We start from the raw sequence: 24,085 nt of genomic DNA, 5'->3' as shown, positions 1-24,085 counted from the left end.
GCATCAGTGGGAGGGGCAGGCGGGCAGGAGGGTTCGTGGTGAAGGACTTGAGCGAGGACATGAAACTCTTAGGCCCCAAAGAATGCGGTCAGCAAAAGTGAGCGCTTGCGCTCAAGGCCGGAGCTGTCTGAGGGGCGTTTGTATCAGCAAATGCACCGAGTTTCCGGCCGCCTTTTGCGTTTCAAGCAGTCTTCGGGGCCTTAGAGTTTCACGACACAGCGGTTGGACTGAACCACGAATCCTCCTGCCCGCCTGCCCCTCCCGCTGATTCACAGCCTAAAATGCAAAGCGTCCTCCTGCCTCTAATCAGCTAAACAGCAATATCCCGCAATTCCCGACAATTTTCTTGCTTTTGCTCCCCGAAAATGATATAACTATGTTGAAAAATCATTTCGGAGGACAGATATGCCAAATTTTGAAGCTTTACAACACGCGATTCCTGTGGCACCGCTGCGCATTGCTGCGCTGGAGGGATGCAGGGATCTTGCAGATTTAGTAAATCAGCATCTGATTGAATACCGTCACGAAAATCCATCTCACTTTAAGGATGATATCCTTTTTAAAGGATATGTAGAAGACAGTTACCTGGTTAACTGCTCCTGCCCCAGGTTTGGGACCGGTGAGGCAAAAGGGATCATCAGCTCCTCTATACGCGGATGCGACCTTGTTATCCTTGTTGATGTGTGTAATTACAGCCTTACATACACTGTATGCGGCCACGAAAACCATATGTCTCCCGACAATCATTTCCAGGATCTTAAACGCATTATTTCAGCGGCTAACGGAAAAGCCCGCCGCATCAATGTTGTAATGCCATTCCTGTATGAAGGACGCCAGCACAAGAGGACAAAACGTGAATCCCTCGACTGTGCCCTTGCACTTCAGGAACTGATCGACATGGGGGTTTCCAATATACTCACATTCGATGCACACGACCCAAGGGTCCAGAATGCTGTTCCTCTTTCTGGATTTGATTCGTTTATGCCTACTTATCAGTTTTTAAAAGCGCTTATACATTCTACCCCTGACCTTCGCATCGACAATGACCATCTGATGATCATAAGCCCGGATGAAGGGGCTATGAGCAGGGCGGTATACTTCTCTAATATCCTGGGTGTGGATATGGGAATGTTTTATAAGCGCAGAGACTACTCCACCGTGATCAACGGCAAGAATCCTATAGTAGCACATGAATTTTTAGGGGATTCAGTGGACGGAAAAGACGTCATTATTATTGATGATATGATATCTTCCGGAGAAAGTATGCTGGATGTGGCAAAACAGCTGAAGGAACGCAAGGCGAACAGAGTGTTCGTGTGCACCACATTCGGACTCTTTACGGACGGCTTTGAAAAATTCGATGAGTATTACGAAAAGGGATATATCTCCAGGGTCGTAACTACAAACCTGAATTACCGCAGGCCGGAGCTTCTGTCAAAACCTTATTATGAGGAAGCAGACATGTCGCGCTTCCTGGCCAGCATCATTGATTCCTTAAACCATGATGTTTCTATCGGACGCGTACAGTCTCCAACTGAAAAAATACACAAACTGCTGGAACAATATGGCAGCCGGTAAACAAAAGTCCTGCTGACAGAATTAATTATTGAATTAAAAAACAGGAGCCGGTACAAGACAGATGGCAGCTGCCACCTTTTTGTACCGGCTCTTCTGATGCCTGCCGATGATCCATTTGTTTCTGTCAAAAAATCCATCTGTTTCTGCGGAAGGTCTGGTTATCTGTCAAGGATCTCATCTAATTCCTTCTCATCTTTGATTGAAGACCATATCTTAAGACCTACATAGTAGATGGCAAAAACTCCAACTGCAAATATAACCTTTTTACCAAGGCTCACGATTCCAGTTACAACATGCTTCAGTTTATTCTTCATAGTGGTTCCTCCTCATCTTTTGCTGCACAAACAGCTGCTGTCATTCCTTTATAGTTTATGATTATGTTTTCTTTAATGTTATATCTTATGATGATATTATAGAGGGTTCCCACTTTTCATGCCATTTTTACATCTTACATTTTTCTCTTATATCCTTACATTTTCGTCACATTGACCGGCGTATTCCTAAAAATGCCGCCAGATTGCCTCTTTTACCCCCGGATGCCCTGTGTGAATAGAGCAGTTCGGGATTACAGCAGGTACAGATATCTGTCACATAAATATTCTGCTTTTTAAGGCCTGCCTCTTCCATGATAAGCTCATTTGCCTTCCAGAGATCCAGTTGGTATTTTCCGTTCTCTTTTTTATAAAAAAGAGAATCATGATACTTGTCATCGAAACTGGATGAAAACTCTTCTATCACATCTTCGCTCACTTCATAGCAGTCCTGGCAGATAGACGGCCCAACTGCCCCTATGATATCAGCCGGATTACTTCCAAATTCCCTGCACATGGCTTCCACAGTCACCTTTCCTATCTTTCCGGCAGTACCTCTCCAGCCGGAATGTGAGAGGCCGACTGCCTTCTTCACAGGATCCACAAAGAACAGCGGCACGCAGTCCGCATAAAAGGTCGCCAGTACAAGGCCCGGGCAATCTGTGATCAGCCCGTCCACATCTGAATACTCCAGAGGACGGGTAAATCCCATTCCTCTGTCTGCCTCATCTGCCCTTCTGACATTTGTCGTATGTGTCTGGTGTGAAAACACAAGGTCTTCCGGCAGAAATCCAACAGCCCGGGCAATTCTTCCGTAGTTCTCTCTTACATTTTCCTCTCTGTCGCCGCGGCTGAAGCTTAAGTTCATACTCCCCAGATGTCCTTCACTCACGCCTCCCAGCCTTGTAGAAAATCCATGGAGAAGAAACTCCATATTTTCCAAAACAGGATATGCAAGCCAGGGCACATCCCCGTTCTGCTTTATCTCAAGGACGCGAGTGTCCCCCCTTCTCTTCCATCCCAGTTCCATATATATATCTCCTTTTTTATCACTGTCATGCATATCTGACCGCTGTACTACCTGCAGTACTCAAAAGCATTTCTCAGATAAAAGAGTTCTTCACCGTCAAAAGCTGCCACATCGAACCTGACAGGCGTCTCCGCCGGCAGTCCTGATTCCGCCATATACCATGCCGCAGCACGGGATATCCTCCTCTGCTTCTTAAATCCAACTGATTCAAGCGCTTCGTAGGGGCTTCCTGCCCTGCGGTATTTCACCTCTGTAAATACAAGATACTCTCCATCTCTGCCAATAATATCGATCTCACCTGATCTGCACCTGTAATTGCGCTTCAGAATGTGCATTCCTTCTTCCTGCATATGCTGGGCTGCTTTTTCTTCATAGGCATTTCCCAGCTCTCTTTTGTTGATTTTTGCAGACTCCCCCACATCTTTCCTTCTTTCTCATTCCCGTGAGCACTGCTCTATATAAAATTCTTGATAAAGCTCTTTCTGTGAATGGGCGAAGGGCCATACTTCCTGATAGCCTCAATATGGGATGTGCTGCCGTAGCCTTTGTGCCCTGCAAACCCGTATTCAGGCATAAGACTGTCATATTCTCTCATAAGTCTGTCCCTTGTCACTTTTGCAATAATACTGGCTGCAGCTATAGAAACACTTTTGGCATCCCCCTTGATGATCGGCACCTGCCTGATGGTGATCCCGGGGATCCTGACAGCATCATTGAGCAGCAGGTCAGGTTTTACCTGCAGTTTTCCAATCGCCTCCCGCATAGCTTCATATGTAGCCTGAAGGATATTTATCTCATCGATCCTGCCGGGACCTGCCATGCCTACCCCAACTGCCACAGCCTTTTCCATTATCTCATCAAAGAGCAGCTCCCTTTTCTTCTCACTCACCTGCTTTGAATCGTTTAGCCACAATATCTGCGCGTCAGGAGGCAGAATTACTGCTGCCGCCACTACCGGCCCCGCCAGTGGTCCACGTCCTGCCTCATCGATTCCTGCTATCAGCCCCGCCTGCGCATACTCTTTCTCATATGCTTTCATGGCCTCCAGGCGTTCGGCCTCCTCCTGCAGATTCTTTAGTTTCTTCGCATACCTTTTTATTAAGCCGGCAACACCGGCCCTGGGATCGTCCGCATACTCTGCGAACAGTCCCTCAAGCCCGGTATTCCCGGCTTCTTCAAATTTCTTCTTTATATCAGCTATCTTTTCCTGCATGAATGCTCCTTGTTATTGATGTTTCAGTATTCCAAAGCTGTCAAACGGCCAAATGCGCAGCCATGCCCGTCCAATAATATTTTCACGCTTAATGCTGCCCACACTTGGTTCGCGGCTGTCGGAGCTGGCGTTTCTGTTATCCCCAAGGACAAAATATTCGTCATCAGCAAGCGTGATCGGCTCTGCCGCCAAACCGCTCTTCTCCATCACTTCTTTGCCGTAGTGCTCCTCCAGGACCTCACCGTTTATATAAATGACTCCGTCTTTTATCTGCACCGTCTCTCCCGGAAGGCCGATGATACGCTTAATATAAAACGTATTATCCTTATACTGAAAAGGAAAAACTATAATGTCAAACCTCTGCGGATCATTAAAGCGGTAGCTGATCTTATCCACGATCAGATTATCCCCGTCTGACAAGGTAGGCTCCATAGAATGACCGCTCACTTCTGTCCTCTGTCCCACATAACGTACCACCAAAAATGTGAGTACCAGGACGATCGCTACATATAAAAGCATTGTGGCAAGTTCACCCACCGTGCTCTTCTCTTTTTTTTCTTCTTTTTCCCCTTTATCGCTCATACTTCCACCACTTTCTTTTTAGTTTCTTATCACAGGCGCTTAGGCTCTCTCCGGCAGTTCCAGAGTAATCTTCCCCAGCCTTCCGCTCCTGAAATCCTCAATCACAATTGCAGACGCCTTACCATAATCCAGCTCGTTTCCCTTCAAACGGCAGGAACGGTTTTCGGCGATCTCACCTAATATATCTGCCGCACTTCCTTCTTCTGAGCAGGAATACCTCGCGCTTAATGTCCCGGGATATGCTTCTGTCAGATACTGGATCAGAGCAGCGGCCAGCTCATCCGCATTCAATATCTCATCCCTGATAGAACCTATCATGGCCAGGTTCCTCCCAACTGTCTGGTCTTCAAACTTTGGCCAGAGGATACCCGGAGTATCCAGCAGCTCCACGCTCTTATTGAGCCTAATCCACTGCTTGCCCTTAGTAACGCCGGGTTTATTTCCTGTCTTGGCACATGCCTTGCCTGCAAGAGTATTTATAAAAGTGGATTTCCCCACATTTGGGATTCCAACCACCATAGCCCTCACCGGACGGTTCAGTATGCCTCTTTTCCTGTCTCTCTCTATTTTTTCTTTACAAGCTTCCTGGACTGCACTGTTAATGGACTTCACGCCGGAACCGCTTCTGGAGTTGATCTTCACAGCAAGAATGCCCTTATCTCTGAAAAACTCCATCCACTTATCTGTCGCCCTCTCGTCAGCCAGATCAGCTTTATTCAGCAGCACGATCCTGGACTTGCTGCCGGCCAGCCTGTCAATATCCGGATTCCGGCTGCTCATCGGAACCCTTGCGTCTAAAAGCTCAATGACCAGATCGATGAGCTTGATGTCTTCCTGCATCATGCGTCTGGCCTTTGTCATGTGGCCGGGATACCATTGATAATTCATATATTTCCTTTCTACTTCACGAATCCGAAATTCTCCCAGGGAGAAATCACGAACCATACTCTTCCTTCAATATCATCCTTTTTTACCAGCCCAATATCTGCAAACCGGCTGTCTTCACTGTTATTTCTGTTATCCCCAAGAACAAAGTATTCATTCGTCCCGAGAACGATAGGTTCTTCAGCAAGGCCTGCCTCTGTCATAGGAGTATAATCCTTTTTCTCCAGATAAATCTTGTCATTAATATATATCATGCCATCCCGGATCTGAATTGTTTCTCCCGGCAGCCCTACCACCCTCTTGATATAAGAATGGCTGTTTGCGCTGCCATTTGGCTTAAAAGCTATGACATCATTTCTTTTTGGCCCGCCCAGACGGTAGGACATCTCATTCAGAAGTACAGTATCCCCTCCTGACAATGTGGTATCCATTGACTGTCCAATATTTGTTCTGGTCTGTCCAAAAAAATATACGAGCACGTAAGCAAACATGATGACGACTATAATCTGGAATGTCCATCCAAAAATGACTTTAGGCACGCTTTTTTTCGGCTTCTCCGGCACGTTCTTTCTTCTGCGCTCTCTTTCCACCATGTCTATACCTCATCTTTTTTATTTTCCGCGGCTTGCTGCGGGGTATTTAACTTGAAAACAGGGACAACATACCTAAGTACTTGTCCCTGGTCCATTCCATATTATTTCACTAATTCTTTAACTTTGGCGCTCTTTCCAACACGTTTCCTTAAGTAGTTCAGTTTTGCACGTCTTACTTTACCTCTTCTGACAACTTCAACCCTCTCAACGCTCGGGGAATGTAACGGCCATGTCTTTTCTACTCCGATACCATTAGAATTCTTTCTTACAGTAAAGGTTGCTCTTGAGCTTCCGCCCTGTTTCTTTAAAACAGTTCCTTCGAAAACCTGGATTCTTTCACGGTTTCCCTCTTTAATCTTAGCGTATACTTTAACAGTATCACCAACATTAAATACTGGTGCGTCAGCTTTTAACTGAGCTTCTTCAATCTTCTTGATAATTTCGTTCATTGTGTGCCTCCTTATATTATCGGATGTTCTTAATACATATCTGTAGCAGAGGACCATCTCTTTTCTCACAACGCATATTATTCTATCATGATTCAATTGGGATTGCAAGTATTTTTTACCTGCAAAACAAGAAAAAGGGTTACAGTTCAGCCGTCTGCTATTCAGCAGCCATCTGACCTATAACAACGCTCCGCGATGCACACAAAATGCTGTGACAGCATTTTGGCGCTGCAACTCTCGGGATTTTCGTGCATTTTGCACGAAAACACCTCGCGGAACAGTGGAAGGCTGAACTGTTACGAAAAAGGAAACACTTACGGTATAAAATGGCATATTCCGGCAACATTCTATTCTGTTTTCATACTGCAGCAGATGCACAGTGCATCCCAGGGAATATTATCCAATACCCCTAGGAAATATATTACCATGATTTTTCTGATTTGGAAAGAAAATCTTTCTCTTTTTCTGTCAGCCGGGCTTTTTCCAGCAGATCGGGCCGGCGCTGGGCGGTTCTCAGTATGGACTGCTCTCTTCTCCATTTAGCAATGTTCGCATGATGGCCTGAGAGAAGCACTTCGGGCACCTTTTTGCCATGCCATTCTTCCGGCCTGCTGTACTGGGGATATTCCAGCAGATTACCCTCAAAGGACTCTGTCTCCCCAGATTCTCCATTGCTCAGTACGCCGGGCACCATGCGCGATACAGCGTCTATCATCACCATAGCGGGAAGCTCCCCGCCTGTGAGCACATAATCGCCTATGGATACAAAATCTGTGACTACCTCTTCAAGTACACGTTCATCAATCCCCTCATAGTGGCCGCACAGAAAAACAAGATCATCTTCTTTGGCCAGTTCCTTAGCAAGCTGCTGGTTAAACACCTCTCCCTGGGGCGTCAGGTAGACGACTCTCGGCGCATAGCCGATCTTCTCTTTTACGGCTTCATAAGCTCCATAAACAGGAGCAGCCTGCATGACCATGCCTGCCCCTCCCCCGTATGGATAATCATCTACTTTATTATGTTTGTTATTGGCATAATCCCTGATATTGACCGCCTCCAGCTCCAGCAGGCCCTTCTCCATCGCGCGCCCTATAATACTTACTCCCAGTCCCTGCATGATCATCTCAGGAAAAAGTGTCAGCACATGATATTTCATTTAGTCCTCCAATCCTTCCAGAAGGTGGATCTTCATTATTCCCTTATCTATATCTGTATCCAGGATGCACTGCTTTATGGCAGGAACCAGGATCTCTTTCCCATCACTGCGCTCTATTACATAGACATCATTTGCCCCTGTCTCCATCACATCTACTAGATGTCCGTAAGAGCTGCCATCCTCTGTGACAACCTCAAGGCCAATGAGATCGGCCACATAGAATTCTCCCTCCTCAAGAGGAGTGGCATTTTCTCTTGTGACAAGAAGACTGCGTCCTTTATATTTCTCGATATCATTTATATCATCGATTCCTCTGAACTTCACGATCACAAACTGTTTAAAATATTTGACACGCTCTATTTCAAGATTAATCTGTTCTTTTCCCGTATCCAGTATTACATCTCTGATGACCTCAAATCGTTTGGGATCCTCAGTTGTGGGATAAACCTTTACTTCCCCCTTCAGCCCATGGGTGGAGGAAATCACTCCAATCTGAAAAAACTGTTCCATTCCGGATTTTCCTTTCTTGACTCAATGCTGAGGCTTTATACAGCCCGGTGACTGCCCGCCCCGGTCATATAAAAAAGCCCGGTAACCATCTCTCTGGCACCGGGTTCCATTTACAGTATATCAACTACTACCTTTTTATCTTCCTTGGCTGCTGCAGCTTTTACCACAGAACGAATAGCCTTCGCGATCCTGCCCTGTTTTCCAATAACCTTCCCCATATCGGAAGGAGCTACCTTCAGTTCCAGGACAATAGATTTTCCGGTTTCCTTTTCCGTTACTACAACCTCATCTGGATTTTCAACAAGAGACTTTGCAATTACTTCTACTAATTCTTTCATTACGGTCACCTTTTGTCCTATTTTTCAATTCCAGCTAATTTGAAGAGTTTTCCAACTACTTCTGTAGGCTGAGCTCCGTTATCAAGCCACTTCTTTGCTAATTCTTCGTTGATCTTGAACTCGCTTGGTTCAATGTTCGGATTGTAAGTACCGATCTCATCGATACATTTACCATCTCTCGGGGAACGAGAATCAGCTACAACGATTCTATAGAAAGGAGCCTTTTTCTGACCCATTCTTCTAAGTCTGATTTTAACTGCCATTACTTTCACCTCCTTGGGTTATTTATCTTTTATGTTAAAAAGGAAGTTTAAACTTACCTCTTTTACCACCTTTGCCTCCCATCATTCCAGGGACCTGTTTCATCATCTTTCTGGCCTGTTCAAACTGCTTGACCAGTTTATTTACCTCACTGATATCCACTCCTGCCCCTGCAGCGATACGCTTCTTTCTGGATGGATTAAGGATATCCGGGTTAGCTCTTTCCTTGGGCGTCATCGAAAGTATCATAGCTTCGATTCCTGCCATCTTCTTTTCATCTACAGCAGATTCCAGATCTTTCATCTTGCTGCCCATGCCGGGCATCATCGAAAGTACGCTGCTGATTCCGCCCATATTCTTCAGCTGGTTCATGCTCTCCAGATAGTCGTCAAAACCAAACTGGGCTTTCTTCAGCTTCTGCTCCATGTTCCTGGCTTTTTCTTCATCAATATTGGCCTGGGCCTTCTCAATGAGGGACATCACATCGCCCATTCCAAGAATTCTGGAGGCCATCCTGTCCGGGTAAAACTGTTCCAGGTCAGAGAGCTTCTCTCCCATACCTGTATACAGGATCGGCTTGCCGCATGTTGCCTTAATAGAAAGCGCTGCACCGCCTCTTGTATCGCCGTCCAGCTTTGTCAGTATCACTCCGTCTATGCCAACCTTCTGATTGAACATTTCAGACACATTTACTGCATCCTGCCCTGTCATGGCATCTACTACAAGTATCGTCTGGTCCACTTGAATGGAATCCTTGATCCTGATCAGCTCATCCATCATTTCTTCATCTACGTGAAGACGTCCTGCCGTATCCAGTATAACTACGTTTAAATTATGTGATCTGGCATGCTCCACGGCTGCTTTGGCTATATCCACAGGACTTATCTTGTCTCCCATAGTGAAGACTTCCACTCCCTGTTTTTCACCATTTATCTGCAGCTGCTGTATAGCCGCCGGGCGGTAAATGTCACACGCTGCCAGCAAAGGCTTTCTTCCTTTTGATTTCAGCTTTCCGGCAATCTTGGCCGCAGTAGTTGTCTTACCTGCTCCCTGAAGTCCTGCCATCATGATGACAGTAATCTCGTTGCCCGGCCTCAGCTGGATCTCTGTGGTATCGGATCCCATCAGACTGACCAGTTCCTCGTTGACGATCTTGATGACCATCTGAGCAGGATTCAGGCCATTCATGACGTCCGCACCCACCGAACGCTCCTGCACAGCTTTTATGAACTGCTTTACAACCTTAAAACTGACGTCCGCCTCTAAAAGAGCCATCTTGACTTCTTTTAATGCCGACTTGACATCACCTTCAGTCAGCCGCCCTTTGCTTCGCAGGCTTTTAAATACATTCTGCAATTTATCAGATAAGCTTTCAAATGCCATTGTCTACAACTCCTCTAAGATTTCGTTAGATATCTTCTCAATCTGCCGCACAAGTGATAAATCATCCATGCTGCCGGCCTTTTTCGTCAAACCCTGGATCTCTTCAACTCTTTGTCTGATAAAAATAAATTTCTCTACCAGATGAAGTTTTTCTTCATAGTCCGCCAGAATCTTATTGCACCGCTTTATAAGGTCGTGCACGCCCTGACGGCTGATTCCCCGCTCCTGGGCTATTTCTGAATACGAGATATCGTTCATCACTACATCTTCATAGACAGTTCTCTGGTGCTCCGTAAGAAGCTCACCATAAAAGTCATATAATAAAGTCTGCTCTACAATCTTTTCCATGCGTGCTCACCTTGAATATAATATACGATACTTTCTCAATTGTCAAGTGTTTTTTCTTGACCTATTGATTCCCCCATTTTTACCAGTGTCTCATATCCGTTTTCTGTATTTTCAAGAAGCCGGTGATCCAGCTGCACCCTGCTTTTCTCAAGAACAAGTATGATTGTAGAACCGCCGAATTCGAACCTGCCCTTCTCCTGCCCCTTCTCCACATTCCTGATTCCGTGGTAGTTCAGGATACGCCCCACCATAAGGGCTCCCACCTCCATCTGAAGCACGTCGCCAAATCTGCTGCTTCTGATCAGAGTGTACTCTCTTGTATTTTCCTTGTATACAGGCAGCGTCTCACATGCCGCCGGGTTCACAGTGTGCAGCACGCCGCTTATATGGCGGTTTGCTGACTTTCTCCCGGATACAGGATAGCAGTATCTGTGATAATCATCCACTGTCAGGCGGATGACCACAAGATAGCCGTCCTTATACTTCCCCGCCAGCTTTTTGCTCTTAAGGAGAGTCTCCAGAGTATACCTCGTATTCTTCACCCAGAATGACATACCGTTCTTAAGCTCATAGGCTGACACTTTTCCGTCTGACGGGCTCACAATATGGTGTTCATCCAGGTTTATCATGCGCTCCTCAGGCTGTATCTCCCGTGTAAAAAAGTCATTATAAGAAGTATATTTCCTTCTGACATAAGGTGACATATCAATGTGGTTTGCCTTAATAAAAGGTTTTATCAGTATCCTGGAGAACCCTGTATCCAGGACAGCTCCGGCTGCCCGGGAAAGTGCAGGATGGACCAGGGGCTTCAGCAGCAGCCTGCCCCAGACCGAGGTATATAATTTGCGCAGGAGCTTATCCTGCGCATTGTCCTCTTGATATGTATTCCCGCTCTTATCTATATATTTCATATGATTCCTCTCAATAAAATCTGAGCAGTTTTCCCAGTATAACAAGCCCGGCAACTATAATTGCGGCCATCATCTTATTTCCCGGTTTAAAGACCTTGATCCTGCTCACAAACAGAATTCCTACTGCTATCATTACCCCGATAAGCACTCTCAGGTAAATAACCTGTCCAAAATGCGGCCTTAAAAGGTATACGATAGGAAAAATGATTGCAATGGAAGTAACAGGAAGGCCCTCATAGTATTTCCTGACACCGGTGGTTTCTTTCTGCCGCTTCTCTTCCATCACATTAAAATATCCCAGACGGATCACTGCTGCCAGTACATAGAGGCACATAGCCGTTGTACCCCAAAATCCCCGAAGCCCCAGTCCGTATCCCAGAAATGCCGGGAACGCTCCGAAGCAGATCAGGTCACAAAGTGAATCTATCTGTATCCCAAATTTCTTTTCATCATCTGTCCGTCCTTTTTTTGTCCGGGCAACCTTACCATCCAGCATGTCACATATCCCTGAAACAACAAGACAGGCTATCGCAACGCTGAAGCGCTCTTCAAGCGCCTCTGTCATACCGATCACTGAACTGATAAGCCCCAGATAAGTCAGCACGACCGTGTAATTATAAAATCCTAACCACATAATGTTTTGTCCTCTCCCTTCGCTGCACGCTCACGGCGTATGGCAGCCCTAGTAATGCTGAAATGTGCGTAGACAGTCACCAGCGCACTTATGGCCAGAAGCGCATAATAGCTGATCCCGCGGCTCAGCAGCATCCCCGAAAGGACATAAGCCGGGCCAAAGACAGGCCTGAAAATGGACAGAAAAAGTCCTTCACTGATTCCCATCCCCCCCGGCAGCGGAAGCATATCCACAGCAACAGAGATAGTAGCCTGCAGGATCACAATATCAAAAGCGCTGCTTCCCGAAAAACCAAACGCCAGATACACAAGATATGTCACAAAAAAGAGACAGAACCTTTGAAAAAAGGATATCAGTATCACATTGAAGACCACCATTTTATGATCCCTGAAATAATAAGAAGATTCCTTATATACATCCATAGATTTAGAAAGCTTCTCTGTCCTCTCCTCTTTGTGCTTCAGTATCCGGGATTTCTCCAGTATCTTTAATCCGAGATGCATAAGCTTTTTTGTCAGTTTCGGCTTGAATATGAGAATAAACATCAAGGCGACACAGCCTACATTGAGCAGCACGCCCAGATCCAGAAAGAATCTGGTAGCACTCATATATTTATCCAGCAGCGGACGGCAGAACAGGAGAACTCCTATCCCCACCACCACAAGGACAAACTTATAAGTGATCGTCACGATCATGAGTACCAGCGTCGATACAGGCACTTCGATCTTATCCTTGCTCATATAGTATATCTGGGCCGGCTGTCCTCCGCTTGCCGACGGAGTGACACAGCTGTAGAAAAAGCCGATAAAACTGTATTTTATGCACTGGGTGAGGGGAACCTTTTTCTTAAGTGAATGCATCATGTAATGGATGATCACTGATTCGCTGCACACATAAATGATAACCAGCGCAATGCCCAGCCATATATAACGCTTTTTAACCTTAAGGATCGTCTCCCATATAACGCCCAGCTCCTGATCCTTCAGCAGTACATAGAAGGTCAGTACCATAAGCAGCACAAGAAATGCTATCTGAAAGATGCTTTTCTTATTTTTTTTAATAAATTCCAAAGTATTCTCTCCCTAACTGCGCATATAGCGCAGCGTATTTCATGTCACAGAAGTATTATCTGCATCACAAGAAGATTTTAGCAACAATCTGTACAACTTGCCATTAATTTTCTCAAAAAATTTCTTAATTATCTCATAATATTGGAAACGCCTGCTCAGATAAAACATGAGCTCTGCAAGGCCGATCCCGCCAATGACATCCACAATATAATGCTGTTTTGTAAATTGGGTGGAAGCGGCTACCAGCAACGCAAAAAAACAGGAAAAAGCCCGGTACCACCTGGGTATCTCTTTTCTTCCTCTGATTCCAATATAGCAGAACCAGCTCACCAGGCAATGGATCGACGGGAAAAGGTTAGACGGCATGTCCACATCATACAGCCACCTCATCAGGCCGCTCGCTGCCGAATCCCCCAATACCTCCGGCCTGATATTTGTAGTAGGCAGAAAGATGAAGAATATAAGGCATACAAGCCTGGAAGTATAGTCAGCAGTCACAAACTGATAAAAATGCTTCTTGTCAAAATGTCCCACCATAAGGTAGTTAACGATCCAGAAAATATAACATCCTAAATAGATCCATACAAAACCGGGCACAAACGGGACAGCCCTGTCTATCTCAAGAGTAAAGTCATAGTGATGCCAGTCTCTTGTCAGGTAATTTGTGCCAAAGTAGATCAGGGTATTAAACAAAAACGCGCTTGCCAGCGGAATGATACTGTCCAGCCTTGCCCATGGGTCCACATATTTTTTCAGAAAACGGTATACAGCCTGCATGATTTACAAACTCGGCCGTATAAGCTTCGGCCTGTATCCTTTTTGGTTTAATGCCTCCACGATCCGCGCTTTATGCTCAGTCCCAAAAGCTTCAAGAGTGATCCGCAGCTCCACTGCCGCATTCCTGTTTGTGCTTACAAACTGGTTATGTTCCAGCTTGATAACATTTCCCTGTTCATTCGCAATGACAGTGGCCACATTGACCAGCTCACCCGGCTTGTCAGGCAGGAGCACAGACACTGTAAAGATGCGGTCCCTCTGGATAAGCCCCAGCTGTACAACGCTTGACATGGTAATCACATCCATATTGCCCCCGCTCAGCACCGATACGACCTTCTTGCCCTGTGCATCCAGGTGCTTCAGTGCTGCTACAGTCAGTAGCCCGGAATTCTCCACGACCATCTTATGGTTTTCCACCATATCCAGGAATGCCACCACAAGCTCATCATCCTCAACAGTGATCACATCATCCAGATTCTTCACAAGATACGGGAATATTTTCTCACCCGGAGTCTTGACAGCGGTACCGTCGGCAATTGTATTCACTCCCGGAAGTGTCGTGACCTTCCCATTCTTCCTTGAAACCTGAAGGCAGTTGGCGCCTGCAGGCTCCACGCCGATGACTTTGATATTCGGATTCAGCATCTTGGCCAAAGTGGATACACCCGTGGCCAGTCCGCCTCCTCCAACAGGCACAAGTATATAATCTACAAGCGGAAGCTCCTTGACGATCTCCATGGCAATAGTTCCCTGTCCTGTAGCGACTCTCAGATCGTCAAAAGGATGGATAAACGTATAGCCCTCTTTATCAGCAAGCTCGTAAGCATGGGCGCAGGCTTCGTCATATACATCACCATAGAGCACCACCTCGGCTCCGTAGCTCTTTGTGCGGTTTACTTTGATCAGCGGTGTGGTAGTCGGCATGACAATGACAGCCTTTACGCCAAAGGCCTTGGCGGCATATGCCACTCCCTGGGCATGGTTCCCGGCTGAAGCCGTGATAAGGCCCTTGTCCTTTTCCTCCTGGCTGAGTGTGCTGATCGTATAATAGGCGCCTCTCACCTTATATGCACCTGTCAGCTGCATATTTTCAGGCTTGAAATACACCTTATTTCCGGTCTGTTCGCTGAAATACTGGCTGTATACCAGCTTTGTCTCCTGAGTGACCTGTTTTACCACCTCTGAAGCCTCTTCAAATTTCTCTAATGTTAACATAGCTTTCGACCTTTCTGACTTTATCTAGTCCTCGTCCTGTACATGGAACAGCGCATTTACAAATTCATCAGCATTGAATTTCTGGAGATCATCAATGCTCTCACCTACTCCGATATATTTTACAGGTATATGCAGCTCAGACTGGATCGCCACTGCGATCCCCCCTTTTGCCGTGCCGTCCAGTTTTGTCAGGATAATACCTGTGATATCCGCCACTTCCTTAAATTGTCTGGCCTGTGCAAGGGCATTCTGTCCCGTTGTCCCGTCTAAGACTACAAGAGTCTCCCTGTAGGCTTCCGGATACTCCCGCTCCAGGATCCTGTTTATCTTTCCCAGCTCAGACATGAGGTTCTTTTTATTGTGGAGCCGTCCGGCTGTATCACAGAGAAGCACATCCGCATGGCGTGCCTTCGCCGCTGCCACCGCGTCGTATACTACTGAAGCCGGGTCTGAGCCCTCCTGACCGCCTATGATCTCCACGCCTGCCCTGTTAGCCCACTCAGTGAGCTGTTCGCCTGCCGCTGCCCTGAAGGTATCTGCTGCAGCCAATATGACCCTTTTGCCCTGGTCCTTCAGCTTTCCTGCCAGTTTTCCCACACTTGTCGTCTTACCCACACCATTTACGCCAATGACAAGGACAACTGAAGTCTTATTTTCAAATTCATAAGCTGTCTCCCCCACGTTCATCTGCTGCTTGATACTGTCTATGAGCAGCTGCTTGCATAAAATGGGATCCTTAATTTTCTGTTCCTTAACTTTCGCCTTCAAATCTTCTATTATTGCAGTTGTAGCATTGATTCCCAGGTCACCCATCACAAGGATCTCTTCAATCTCTTCATAGAAATCTTCATCAATGCTGGAAAAGCCGCTGAAGATAGAGTCAATGCCGCATACGATGTTTGCCCTTGTCTTCGCCAGTCCGTCTACCAGGCGTTTAAAGAAACCTTTCTTCTTTTCCTCCATGTCTTCCTCCTACTTATCCAAATCATCTTCTATCAGATTCACGGATACTAGTGCCGATATCCCCTTCTCCTGCATTGTGATGCCATAGAGCCTGTCTGCCACCGACATTGTTCCCCGTCTATGTGTTATAATAATAAATTGTGTGTTCTTTGTCAACTTGTGCAGGTAATTCGCATACCTTCCCACATTTGATTCATCCAGGGCGGCTTCGATCTCATCAAGGAGACAGAAGGGCGAGGGCTTTAAGTTCTGTATGGCAAAAAGCAGGGCGATCGCTGTCAGGGCCTTCTCTCCTCCGGAGAGCTGCATCATGTTCTGAAGTTTCTTGCCCGGGGGCTGGGATACTATACGGATACCTGCTTCCAGGATATCTTCATCCTCCACAAGCTCCAGGGTACCCTTCCCTCCGCCGAAAAGCTCCTTAAACGCCTTGTCGAATTCCCTCTGTATCTGGGCGAACTTCTCTGAAAACTGAGATCTCATGCCTGCATCCAGCTCTTCTATAATTTCCATTAAAGCCTGTTCGGCCTTTATCAGGTCATCGTGCTGGGTACTCAAAAATTCATGCCGTTCTGAGAGCTCCCTGAAATCATCTATGGCATTCACATTCACATTGCCCAGGGCCCGGATTTCAGCCTTTAAAGTGTTAATGTCCTTCTTCAGCTGGGCCTGGTTTGTGTATTCTTCATTTTTCAGCTCAGCTGCCGCAGAAGGGGTCAGCTCATATTCTTCCCACATATAATTAATGTGTGTGGCTTTTCCCTCTTCCAGTTTCTCCTTCTGGGTATTTAAGCGGAAGCTCTCTTTGTCAAGCAGGGAGATTTGTTCGGAAAGCTCTTCTCTTTTATTGAAAAAGTCCTTGTGGGACTGATTCATGGTCTCCTTCTCTTTCAGAAGCTCCTCCATCAGGGATCTGGCTGTCCCTTCCTGGTCTACAGCAGCGCTGATCGTCTTTTGGATTTCTGCAATATCGCTCTGCTTTTTAACTGTCTCCTGACTGATCTGGGCGCCCTCTCTCTCATTCTCCTGAAGCTCCCCGCCAAGCCTGTCCATCTCTTTTTTAATTCTTTCCAGATTCTGGCGGATAAATCCTTCTTTCTGAGAGACATTGGCAAGCTGCAGGTGGAGGCGTTCCGTATTCTGGTTGGAGACCATGCGCAGCTGTCTCTTTTCCTCCAGCACCTTCTGCCTCTCCCCGATACTCTCCTGCAGTTCTCTTTCCTGCTCCAGAAATACATCCAGTTCCTCTTTTATCTCATCCTGCTGCTGTGCGATATCCACAACTTGGTTCTCAATCTCCCTGGATTCCTTCTTAAGCTGCTCGTACCCTGCTGAAGTCTCCTGTCTTCTGGACTCCATCTGGGAGACAGCCAGCTTTGCTGTATTCTGCTGTATGTATTTTTTCTTCAGCGCTTCATTTAGATCAACGATTTTAGTGCGCAGGTCATTCCTCTTATTCCTGACTCTGCCTATTTCCTGCTGCGCCTGCTCCATCTCTTTTCTAAGCAGGGCCACATTTTCCTGCAGCTCCTCTATCTCCCTGCGGCGTCCCAGAAGATTGCTGGAGTTCTTAAAGGCTCCTCCTGTCATGGACCCGCCCGGGCTTAAGGACTCACCCTCCAGTGTAACGATCCTCAGGCTGTGCTGGTATTTCCGTGCAAGCGCTATTGCATTATCAATATTATCCACTACAACAGTCCTGCCCAAAAGATACTGGTTAAGTCCTGCATACTTCTGCTCTGTGACAGACAGGCTGCTTGCCAGGCCGATGACTCCTTTTTCAGTGAGCGCCCTGTTCTGGGTGAAGCCATTTTTGTTTCCAATGCTGGTAAGCGGCAGAAATGTAGCCCTGCCGTATTTATTCCTCTTCAGGAAATCTATCATGCGCTTTGCAGTCTCTTCATCCTCTGTGACAATATTCTGTATACTGCCTCCCAGCGCTGTCTCAATGGCGATCTCGTAGGATTTCTCCACTTTGATGATATCCGCTACTACTCCCAGCAGTCCCGGCTCCCTGCTCTTCTGCTCCATGACCCTGCGGATACTGTTCCCATAGCCGTCGTATCTCTCTGTAATATTCTTCAGAGATTCCAGCCTGGAGGACTCCCTGTGGTAAGCCTGCTGTCCTGCGTCCAGATTCCTGTTCAGCTCATTTAATTTTTCCTGCAGGTCAGAGAGCTCTGTTTCATAGCCGTCATTCCTGTCACACAGGCTGTCTATCTCCGCTGTAACTTCATCGTATTCCCGCTTCAGATCCTGCAGAGACTCTTCCTGGTCCATCTCCTCACTTCTGAGTCTTAAGATCTTCTGCGAAAGCTCTGCCTTCCTGATCTGTATCTGTTCCAGCATGGTATCGTATCGCTGCATTCTTACCTTGGCTGCCGACCGCTGATTCATTAGAGATATGATACCGCTCTTGGCGCTTTCTATCTGTTCCTTCAGGCTGTCTATCTCCACGGTGAGGGCATCGCCCTCTTCCATGCTCACAGCTTCCTCTGCCCTGGCCTTCTCAAGCTCTGCCTTTAAGCCGCGCGCCTCTTCCATGGAGGCTTCTTTTTGTGCCTCTTTTTCTTCCAGGTCTTTTTTGATGCTTCCGGCCCTGGCCGCCAGTCTTACTTTATTCTGCTCTGCTGTATTGATCTGCTCAGTGAGGACATTTATCTGTCCCTCCAGCTGCTGTTTAAGCAGCTCGTTCTTGTTCGCCCGTTCCTTCTCATCCTCGATGCGTCCGGCCAGCGCCTCCAGCTTATCTTCCAGCTCGTCATATTTTTCTTTTGTGCCTTCATATTCCTGCCTTGTTGCAGCCAGCTGCTCCTGCGCAGCAGAGTACTTTTCCTCTGCCCCAGCAAGCTGCTGTTTTATCTGATCCATATCCAGAAGGAACATATTAACGTCAAGAGATTTCAGCTGCTCTTTTTTCTTCAGATAGATCCTGGCTGTCTCTGCCTGTCTCTCCAGCGGCCCCAGCTGCTTTGTGAGTTCTGAGAGGATATCATTTACACGGACCAGATTCTGCTTCTCATCCTCCAGCTTTTTTTGGGCCGTAGCCTTCCTCCTCTTAAACTTCACGATCCCTGCCGCTTCGTCAAAAAGCTCCCTGCGCTCCTCAGGTTTTCCGCTCAGGATCTTCTCTATCTGGCCCTGTCCAATTATGGAATACCCTTCTTTGCCAATACCTGTATCGTAAAAAAGCTCATTTACATCCTTTAACCTGCAGGCAGCTCCATTGATCAGGTATTCACTCTCACCGGAGCGGTATACCCTTCTGGTAACCGTGACCTCCTGGTACTCCACAGGCAGCTGATGGTCAGAATTATCCAGGGTGATGGCCACAGAAGCGAAACCAAGGGGCTTTCTGTTTTCTGTCCCTGAAAAGATGACATCCTGCATGCTGGCGCCGCGGAGCTGTTTTGCACTCTGCTCGCCCAGCACCCAGCGTACCGCATCGCCCACGTTGCTTTTACCGCTTCCGTTGGGCCCTACGATGCCGGTGATCCCATTGTGGAATTTAAAAACAATTTTATTTGCAAAGGATTTAAATCCCTGTACTTCCAAGCTTTTTAAATACATCTGTCTTTATTTTCCTTTCAAAGCAATTATCGCCTGGTAAGCGGCTGCCTGCTCTGCAGCCTTTTTCGTCCTTCCTGAGCCCTGTCCCACCGGCACAGCGCCTATTTTCACCTGAATAATGAAGGTCTTGTCGTGGTCCGGCCCTTCCTCTCCTATAAGCACATAGCTGATCTCGTCTTCCTTATAATCTCTCTGGACTATTTCCTGGAGAATTGTCTTGCTATCATAAAAGAGCTTTTTGTGTTCTATATCTGTCAGGATATACTTCTGAACGAACTCTTTTGCATTAACAAAACCTCCATCTAAATAAATTGCACCGATCAGAGCTTCCATCGCGTCAGAAACAATTGAGTCCCTGTTCCTTCCTCCAGTGTGCTCTTCACCTTTTCCTAAAAGCAGATACTTGTCGATCCCCAGTTCCCTGGCACAGACCGCCAGTGTTGGTTCACATACGATACTGGCCCTCAGCTTTGTCAGATCCCCCTCCGGCATTTTGGGATAATTCAAAAAAAGAAATTCACTGCTGATGATCTCCAGCACCGCATCTCCCAAAAATTCCAGCCTCTCATTGTCTTTTGTACGCTCATATTTATGTTCGTTGGCAAAAGAGCTGTGTGTCATTGCCTGAAAAAGAAGCGCTTTATCCTGAAAAACATACTCCGCCCTCTCTTCCAGCTCTTCCGGCATCCAGTTATAATGCATAATATTCCTCCCTGTTCACATAAGTCAAAAGGGTGCTGCACTGCAGCACCCTTTCTGCGCAAGTTCTGAAATTAGTTTACAGCGTTCTTAATCTGCTCTACGGCATCGCCCACCGTCACGATTTTTTCAGCTTCTTCATTCGGGATCTCAATGTCAAATTCTTCTTCAATTCCCATAATGATCTGGAATACATCCAGTGAATCAGCTCCGAGGTCATCCACAAATGTAGTGTCTAATGTGATTTCCTCCGTATCAACGTTTAATACCTCTGCGATTATTTTCTGTAACTTTTCAAATTCCATAGTACCAAATCCTCTCTTTAATTTTCAGTGCTGTCATCTTCTGCACTTAAAATAATATTTTCTCTTATTTTTTCACTGATGCCCTGTCGTGTAAACTGGACACACTGAATAATAGAGTTCTTTATCTCCACGGACTTTGAACTGCCGTGTGATTTGACTACAAGCCCATTGAGTCCTAACAGCGGTGCTCCGCCATACTGGCTTGCGTCGAAAGATTTCAGCGTAGCCTTTAAGGCTGGCTTTACAAGCAGCGCTCCGATCTTTGAGCGCAGGCTGCCCATCATGCCTTCCTTGACCTTGCTGATCAACGTAGCCCCAACGCCTTCATAAAGTTTCAGGATCACATTCCCCACAAAGGCTTCACACACAACTACGTCACAGGCACCCGACGGAATATCCCTTGCTTCTATGCTGCCTACAAAATTAATGTCCTTACATTCTTTCAGCAGCGGATATGTCCCCTTCACCAGCGCATTTCCTTTTTCTTCTTCAGCGCCGATGTTCACAATGCCGACTTTGGGATTCTTGACGCCTACTACATTTTCCATATAGATAGATCCCATTTTGGCGAACTGAACCAGATGTGATGGCCTGGCATCCACATTTGCCCCGCAGTCCACCAGAAGCGCAACACCATTTTTCGTAGGGATAAGAGGCGCCAGAGGCGGTCTTTCAATTCCCTTGATACGCCCTACGATCAGCTGGCCGCCGACCAGTACAGCCCCGGTGCTTCCGGAAGAGACAAATGCATCTGCTTCCTTTTTCTTCACCATATTCAGACCTACGACAATGGAAGAATTCTTTTTCTTGCGAATCGCTACTACAGGCGGTTCTGCAGTCTCGATCACCTCCTGCGCATCCACCACTTCAATCTGGTCCTTGTCGTAGGTGTAATTCTGCAGCTGGGCATCGACCACAGGCTTTCTGCCTGTCAGGAACACTTTGATGTCTTTTCTTTCATTTACTGCCTCTACGGCTCCCTTAACGATCTCGGCAGGCGCGTTGTCTCCGCCCATGGCATCGACCACAACCTTTACTCTTTCCTGCATAATAATTCCTCCTCGTATATCTATAGACTAATATACTAAACATCATTCAGAAAATCAATACCTGTTTTACGAATTCAGTGCCAGAAAAAAAGCATCTCGCCAGAGATGCTAAAAAAGTGTAACTGTCCAGTACCTGACCAGTTGCAAAAAGAGTACCAAATTAGTCTTCTACAGATACAATTTCTTTTTTGTTGTATGTTCCACAGTTCTTACATACTCTGTGAGACAACATAAGTTCGCCGCATTTGCTGCACTTTACCAAGTTCGGAGCAGTCATTTTCCAGTTAGCTCTTCTCTTGTCTCTTCTTCCTTTGGAAGATTTATTCTTTGGACAGATTGACATGGTTTACACCTCCTTAAATTTACTAAAGATATCACGGATTTTGGCCATTCTAGGATCTAAATCTGTGGTCTCACAGCTACAAGTCGACAGGTTCAGGTTTGTTCCGCAGACACTGCAGATTCCCTTGCAGTCCTCTTTACACAGTACCTTAACGGGCCAATTGACCAAAATCTCACCATAGACAAGCTCATCCACATCCAGGTTATAACCTTCTATATAGCTGTGTTCATCAAGCGCCTTCTGTCTTTCGCCGTCATCCATCTTCATATCAAGCTCTTTGTCAAACTCGATTACAAATTCAGTATCGACGTCCTCCAGACACCGGCTGCACGGTATCAATACATGTAGAGTTACCATGCCGCTTAACTGCAGTTCCTGATTCCCTTTATTCTTGATCGTGAGGGATACCGGTGTGCTGCTTGTGATAGGAAATTCGCCCAGCCTTGAAACAAAAGTCTCAAAACCAATCATTTCTTCTGCATGAATTTCTTTACCATCACTATTTAAAACTTTTGTCAGGTCAATCATCTCACACATCTCCTATCCATACTTGTATTATTATACAGACGGCATTATTGTTTGTCAAGTATTTTTTCTTGATAAAAATACCATCCCCAACAGCCAAATTTAAGGGATGGGCAGTACACCCATCCCCTGTATTTCTGTTTAAATCAGCGCAACTGTTTCACGGCAGATAGCAAGTTCTTCATTTGTCGGGATAACTGCGACTTTGACCTTGGAATCTGGTGTGGAAATAAGGACATCCTTACCGCGGAGCTTGTTGTTCTCTTCATCCAGCTCGATTCCCAGATATCCTAAATAAGCCATGATATCCCTGCGGACAAGAGTATCATTCTCACCAAGTCCGGCTGTAAATGCGATTGCATCAACTCCGTTCATAGCTGCCACATAGCCGCCGATATATTTGGCAACTCTGTAGTTGAAGACAGCTCTCGCACGGATGGCATTCTCATCACCTTTTTCAGCAGCATCCTCAAGATCGCGGAAATCACTTGAAATATAATCAGAAAGTCCGTAAACACCTGATTTTTTGTTCAGCATGCTCATCAGCTCATCAATATCCATATTTTCCTTATGAGCTAAAAACTCCAGGATAGCAGGATCAATGTCACCGGAACGTGTTCCCATCACAAGCCCTTCAAGAGGTGTCAGGCCCATGGAAGTGTCTACTGACTTACCGTTCACCACTGCTGATACGGAAGCTCCGTTTCCGAGATGGCATACGATGATCTTGGAATTGTTGATGTCCAGACCCAGGAAGCTGGCCAGCTCTTTAGATACAAAGCTGTGTGATGTACCGTGGAAACCGTATCTTCTGATTTTATATTTCTTGTAGTACTCATATGGAAGACCGTACATATAAGCTTTCTCAGGCATTGTCTGATGGAAGGCTGTGTCAAACACTCCAACCATGGGTACGTTCGGCATCAGTTCCTGGCATGCGCGGATACCAATAAGGTTTGCCGGATTGTGAAGAGGTGCAAGATCGTTGCATTCTTCCACTGCTGCGAGCATTTCTTCTGTAATAACAGCGCTGGATGCGAATTTTTCACCGCCGTGCACAACCCTGTGTCCTACGGCTCCAACCTCTGAAAGGCTGGCGATAACACCTGATTTTTCATTTACAAGAGCATCCAGTACCATCTGGATAGCTTCTTTATGAGTAGGCATCGGGCTCTCTGTAATTTCCTTTTCCCCGCCTGCCGGCTGGTACACAAGGCGGCTGCCTTCGATGCCGATCCTTTCGCAAAGCCCCTTAGCCAATACTGCTTCTGTCTCAGAGTTAATCAGCTGATATTTCAGTGAAGAACTTCCGCAATTGATAACTAATACGTTCATTTCAAAAATACCTCCATTTTTGATCTCTCATATTTTTAGCAGCGCATGCCCC

The 24,085-nt window shown here is 46.4% G+C and carries 28 protein-coding genes; 1 reads left to right on the top strand and 27 read right to left on the bottom strand.

What is annotated here, in order from left to right; translation table 11 throughout:
• Window positions 1-405 precede the first annotated feature (405 nt).
• Window positions 406-1,578: a ribose-phosphate pyrophosphokinase gene (locus NSB28_RS07870; protein ID WP_109626356.1), complete on the top strand. Its 1,173-nt coding sequence runs from the start codon at window positions 406-408 to the stop codon at window positions 1,576-1,578.
• Between the two features lie 158 nt (window positions 1,579-1,736).
• On the opposite strand, the gene NSB28_RS07865 is transcribed toward NSB28_RS07870, so the two are convergent.
• The 27 genes from NSB28_RS07865 to NSB28_RS07735 form a co-directional block, all read right to left on the bottom strand.
• Window positions 1,737-1,892 (bottom strand): hypothetical protein, encoded by a 156-nt coding sequence (locus NSB28_RS07865; RefSeq protein WP_187374294.1) that lies wholly within the window; start codon window positions 1,890-1,892, stop codon window positions 1,737-1,739.
• Window positions 1,893-2,058: 166 nt separating this feature from the next.
• Entirely contained in the window at window positions 2,059-2,919 is an 861-nt protein-coding gene (gene pgeF, locus NSB28_RS07860) for a peptidoglycan editing factor PgeF (protein WP_109626355.1), read from the bottom strand.
• Between the two features lie 47 nt (window positions 2,920-2,966).
• Window positions 2,967-3,338, bottom strand: a complete 372-nt coding sequence (locus tag NSB28_RS07855) for a YraN family protein (protein ID WP_243134891.1) — start codon at window positions 3,336-3,338, stop codon at window positions 2,967-2,969.
• A 35-nt stretch (window positions 3,339-3,373) separates the two neighbouring features.
• On the bottom strand, window positions 3,374-4,132 hold the full coding sequence (locus tag NSB28_RS07850; protein ID WP_109626354.1) for a ribonuclease HII: 759 nt from the start codon (window positions 4,130-4,132) through the stop codon (window positions 3,374-3,376).
• Window positions 4,133-4,144: 12 nt separating this feature from the next.
• A complete protein-coding gene (gene lepB / locus NSB28_RS07845) occupies window positions 4,145-4,714 on the bottom strand; it encodes a signal peptidase I (protein WP_109626353.1) in 570 nt (189 codons plus the stop codon).
• A gap of 39 nt (window positions 4,715-4,753) precedes the next feature.
• On the bottom strand, window positions 4,754-5,602 hold the full coding sequence (ylqF, locus tag NSB28_RS07840; protein ID WP_109626352.1) for a ribosome biogenesis GTPase YlqF: 849 nt from the start codon (window positions 5,600-5,602) through the stop codon (window positions 4,754-4,756).
• Between the two features lie 11 nt (window positions 5,603-5,613).
• A complete protein-coding gene (lepB, locus tag NSB28_RS07835) occupies window positions 5,614-6,192 on the bottom strand; it encodes a signal peptidase I (RefSeq protein WP_109626351.1) in 579 nt (192 codons plus the stop codon).
• A gap of 101 nt (window positions 6,193-6,293) precedes the next feature.
• Entirely contained in the window at window positions 6,294-6,641 is a 348-nt protein-coding gene (rplS, locus tag NSB28_RS07830; protein ID WP_109626350.1) for a 50S ribosomal protein L19, read from the bottom strand.
• Between the two features lie 421 nt (window positions 6,642-7,062).
• Window positions 7,063-7,797, bottom strand: a complete 735-nt coding sequence (gene trmD, locus NSB28_RS07825; protein WP_109626349.1) for a tRNA (guanosine(37)-N1)-methyltransferase TrmD — start codon at window positions 7,795-7,797, stop codon at window positions 7,063-7,065.
• A complete protein-coding gene (gene rimM, locus NSB28_RS07820) occupies window positions 7,798-8,307 on the bottom strand; it encodes a ribosome maturation factor RimM (protein WP_109626348.1) in 510 nt (169 codons plus the stop codon).
• 110 nt (window positions 8,308-8,417) lie between these two features.
• Window positions 8,418-8,645 carry a KH domain-containing protein gene (locus tag NSB28_RS07815; RefSeq protein ID WP_109626347.1) on the bottom strand — a complete coding sequence of 76 codons (228 nt, stop codon included), beginning with the start codon at window positions 8,643-8,645 and terminating at the stop codon, window positions 8,418-8,420.
• A gap of 17 nt (window positions 8,646-8,662) precedes the next feature.
• Window positions 8,663-8,908 (bottom strand): 30S ribosomal protein S16, encoded by a 246-nt coding sequence (rpsP, locus tag NSB28_RS07810; protein ID WP_109626346.1) that lies wholly within the window; start codon window positions 8,906-8,908, stop codon window positions 8,663-8,665.
• Between the two features lie 34 nt (window positions 8,909-8,942).
• On the bottom strand, window positions 8,943-10,289 hold the full coding sequence (ffh, locus tag NSB28_RS07805) for a signal recognition particle protein (protein WP_109626345.1): 1,347 nt from the start codon (window positions 10,287-10,289) through the stop codon (window positions 8,943-8,945).
• Between the two features lie 3 nt (window positions 10,290-10,292).
• Window positions 10,293-10,637, bottom strand: a complete 345-nt coding sequence (gene ylxM, locus NSB28_RS07800; RefSeq protein ID WP_109626344.1) for a YlxM family DNA-binding protein — start codon at window positions 10,635-10,637, stop codon at window positions 10,293-10,295.
• Between the two features lie 35 nt (window positions 10,638-10,672).
• A complete protein-coding gene (locus NSB28_RS07795; RefSeq protein WP_109626343.1) occupies window positions 10,673-11,548 on the bottom strand; it encodes a phosphatidylserine decarboxylase in 876 nt (291 codons plus the stop codon).
• Window positions 11,549-11,558: 10 nt separating this feature from the next.
• Window positions 11,559-12,182 (bottom strand): CDP-alcohol phosphatidyltransferase family protein, encoded by a 624-nt coding sequence (locus tag NSB28_RS07790; RefSeq protein WP_109626342.1) that lies wholly within the window; start codon window positions 12,180-12,182, stop codon window positions 11,559-11,561.
• Window positions 12,173-13,243, bottom strand: a complete 1,071-nt coding sequence (locus NSB28_RS07785; protein ID WP_109626381.1) for a lysylphosphatidylglycerol synthase transmembrane domain-containing protein — start codon at window positions 13,241-13,243, stop codon at window positions 12,173-12,175. Before NSB28_RS07785 ends, NSB28_RS07790 begins: the two co-directional genes overlap by 10 nt.
• A 48-nt stretch (window positions 13,244-13,291) precedes the next feature.
• Complete coding sequence (locus NSB28_RS07780; RefSeq protein ID WP_109626341.1) at window positions 13,292-14,029, bottom strand: phosphatase PAP2 family protein; 738 nt, start codon at window positions 14,027-14,029, stop codon at window positions 13,292-13,294.
• 3 nt (window positions 14,030-14,032) lie between these two features.
• The gene (gene ilvA, locus NSB28_RS07775) at window positions 14,033-15,244 is read right to left on the bottom strand and encodes a threonine ammonia-lyase (RefSeq protein ID WP_109626340.1); all 1,212 of its coding nucleotides are present in this window, start codon (window positions 15,242-15,244) and stop codon (window positions 14,033-14,035) included.
• Between the two features lie 24 nt (window positions 15,245-15,268).
• Entirely contained in the window at window positions 15,269-16,207 is a 939-nt protein-coding gene (ftsY, locus tag NSB28_RS07770) for a signal recognition particle-docking protein FtsY (protein ID WP_109626339.1), read from the bottom strand.
• Between the two features lie 9 nt (window positions 16,208-16,216).
• Entirely contained in the window at window positions 16,217-19,777 is a 3,561-nt protein-coding gene (gene smc, locus NSB28_RS07765; protein ID WP_109626338.1) for a chromosome segregation protein SMC, read from the bottom strand.
• Between the two features lie 6 nt (window positions 19,778-19,783).
• Window positions 19,784-20,479, bottom strand: a complete 696-nt coding sequence (gene rnc, locus NSB28_RS07760; protein WP_257497628.1) for a ribonuclease III — start codon at window positions 20,477-20,479, stop codon at window positions 19,784-19,786.
• 71 nt (window positions 20,480-20,550) lie between these two features.
• A complete protein-coding gene (gene acpP, locus NSB28_RS07755) occupies window positions 20,551-20,781 on the bottom strand; it encodes an acyl carrier protein (RefSeq protein ID WP_109626337.1) in 231 nt (76 codons plus the stop codon).
• A 17-nt stretch (window positions 20,782-20,798) separates the two neighbouring features.
• A complete protein-coding gene (gene plsX / locus NSB28_RS07750) occupies window positions 20,799-21,830 on the bottom strand; it encodes a phosphate acyltransferase PlsX (RefSeq protein ID WP_109626336.1) in 1,032 nt (343 codons plus the stop codon).
• 160 nt (window positions 21,831-21,990) lie between these two features.
• Window positions 21,991-22,173: a 50S ribosomal protein L32 gene (rpmF, locus tag NSB28_RS07745; protein ID WP_109626335.1), complete on the bottom strand. Its 183-nt coding sequence runs from the start codon at window positions 22,171-22,173 to the stop codon at window positions 21,991-21,993.
• 3 nt (window positions 22,174-22,176) lie between these two features.
• Complete coding sequence (locus NSB28_RS07740; RefSeq protein WP_109626334.1) at window positions 22,177-22,701, bottom strand: YceD family protein; 525 nt, start codon at window positions 22,699-22,701, stop codon at window positions 22,177-22,179.
• Between the two features lie 138 nt (window positions 22,702-22,839).
• The gene (locus tag NSB28_RS07735) at window positions 22,840-24,033 is read right to left on the bottom strand and encodes an acetate kinase (protein WP_109626333.1); all 1,194 of its coding nucleotides are present in this window, start codon (window positions 24,031-24,033) and stop codon (window positions 22,840-22,842) included.
• Window positions 24,034-24,085 lie beyond the last annotated feature (52 nt).

It is taken from the genome of Murimonas intestini (assembly GCF_024622195.1).
Taxonomy (GTDB): Bacteria; Bacillota; Clostridia; order Lachnospirales; family Lachnospiraceae; genus Murimonas; species Murimonas intestini.
The sequence above is the reverse complement of the archived record's forward strand: the minus strand, read 5'-3'. Positions and strand labels throughout refer to the sequence as shown.

Bases quoted from the DNA above. Each gene is read 5' to 3' on its own strand.
- NSB28_RS07870 (WP_109626356.1), top strand. From the start codon at position 406: ATGCCAAATTTTGAAGCTTTACAACACGCGATTCCTGTGGCACCGCTG.
- NSB28_RS07865 (WP_187374294.1), bottom strand. From the start codon at position 1,892: ATGAAGAATAAACTGAAGCATGTTGTAACTGGAATCGTGAGCCTTGGT.
- pgeF (WP_109626355.1), bottom strand. From the start codon at position 2,919: ATGGAACTGGGATGGAAGAGAAGGGGGGACACTCGCGTCCTTGAGATA.
- NSB28_RS07850 (WP_109626354.1), bottom strand. From the start codon at position 4,132: ATGCAGGAAAAGATAGCTGATATAAAGAAGAAATTTGAAGAAGCCGGG.
- lepB (WP_109626353.1), bottom strand. From the start codon at position 4,714: ATGAGCGATAAAGGGGAAAAAGAAGAAAAAAAAGAGAAGAGCACGGTG.
- ylqF (WP_109626352.1), bottom strand. From the start codon at position 5,602: ATGAATTATCAATGGTATCCCGGCCACATGACAAAGGCCAGACGCATG.
- lepB (WP_109626351.1), bottom strand. From the start codon at position 6,192: ATGGTGGAAAGAGAGCGCAGAAGAAAGAACGTGCCGGAGAAGCCGAAA.
- rplS (WP_109626350.1), bottom strand. From the start codon at position 6,641: ATGAACGAAATTATCAAGAAGATTGAAGAAGCTCAGTTAAAAGCTGAC.
- trmD (WP_109626349.1), bottom strand. From the start codon at position 7,797: ATGAAATATCATGTGCTGACACTTTTTCCTGAGATGATCATGCAGGGA.
- rimM (WP_109626348.1), bottom strand. From the start codon at position 8,307: ATGGAACAGTTTTTTCAGATTGGAGTGATTTCCTCCACCCATGGGCTG.
- NSB28_RS07815 (WP_109626347.1), bottom strand. From the start codon at position 8,645: ATGAAAGAATTAGTAGAAGTAATTGCAAAGTCTCTTGTTGAAAATCCA.
- rpsP (WP_109626346.1), bottom strand. From the start codon at position 8,908: ATGGCAGTTAAAATCAGACTTAGAAGAATGGGTCAGAAAAAGGCTCCT.
- ffh (WP_109626345.1), bottom strand. From the start codon at position 10,289: ATGGCATTTGAAAGCTTATCTGATAAATTGCAGAATGTATTTAAAAGC.
- ylxM (WP_109626344.1), bottom strand. From the start codon at position 10,637: ATGGAAAAGATTGTAGAGCAGACTTTATTATATGACTTTTATGGTGAG.
- NSB28_RS07795 (WP_109626343.1), bottom strand. From the start codon at position 11,548: ATGAAATATATAGATAAGAGCGGGAATACATATCAAGAGGACAATGCG.
- NSB28_RS07790 (WP_109626342.1), bottom strand. From the start codon at position 12,182: ATGTGGTTAGGATTTTATAATTACACGGTCGTGCTGACTTATCTGGGG.
- NSB28_RS07780 (WP_109626341.1), bottom strand. From the start codon at position 14,029: ATGCAGGCTGTATACCGTTTTCTGAAAAAATATGTGGACCCATGGGCA.
- ilvA (WP_109626340.1), bottom strand. From the start codon at position 15,244: ATGTTAACATTAGAGAAATTTGAAGAGGCTTCAGAGGTGGTAAAACAG.
- ftsY (WP_109626339.1), bottom strand. From the start codon at position 16,207: ATGGAGGAAAAGAAGAAAGGTTTCTTTAAACGCCTGGTAGACGGACTG.
- smc (WP_109626338.1), bottom strand. From the start codon at position 19,777: ATGTATTTAAAAAGCTTGGAAGTACAGGGATTTAAATCCTTTGCAAAT.
- rnc (WP_257497628.1), bottom strand. From the start codon at position 20,479: ATGCATTATAACTGGATGCCGGAAGAGCTGGAAGAGAGGGCGGAGTAT.
- acpP (WP_109626337.1), bottom strand. From the start codon at position 20,781: ATGGAATTTGAAAAGTTACAGAAAATAATCGCAGAGGTATTAAACGTT.
- plsX (WP_109626336.1), bottom strand. From the start codon at position 21,830: ATGCAGGAAAGAGTAAAGGTTGTGGTCGATGCCATGGGCGGAGACAAC.
- rpmF (WP_109626335.1), bottom strand. From the start codon at position 22,173: ATGTCAATCTGTCCAAAGAATAAATCTTCCAAAGGAAGAAGAGACAAG.
- NSB28_RS07740 (WP_109626334.1), bottom strand. From the start codon at position 22,701: ATGATTGACCTGACAAAAGTTTTAAATAGTGATGGTAAAGAAATTCAT.
- NSB28_RS07735 (WP_109626333.1), bottom strand. From the start codon at position 24,033: ATGAACGTATTAGTTATCAATTGCGGAAGTTCTTCACTGAAATATCAG.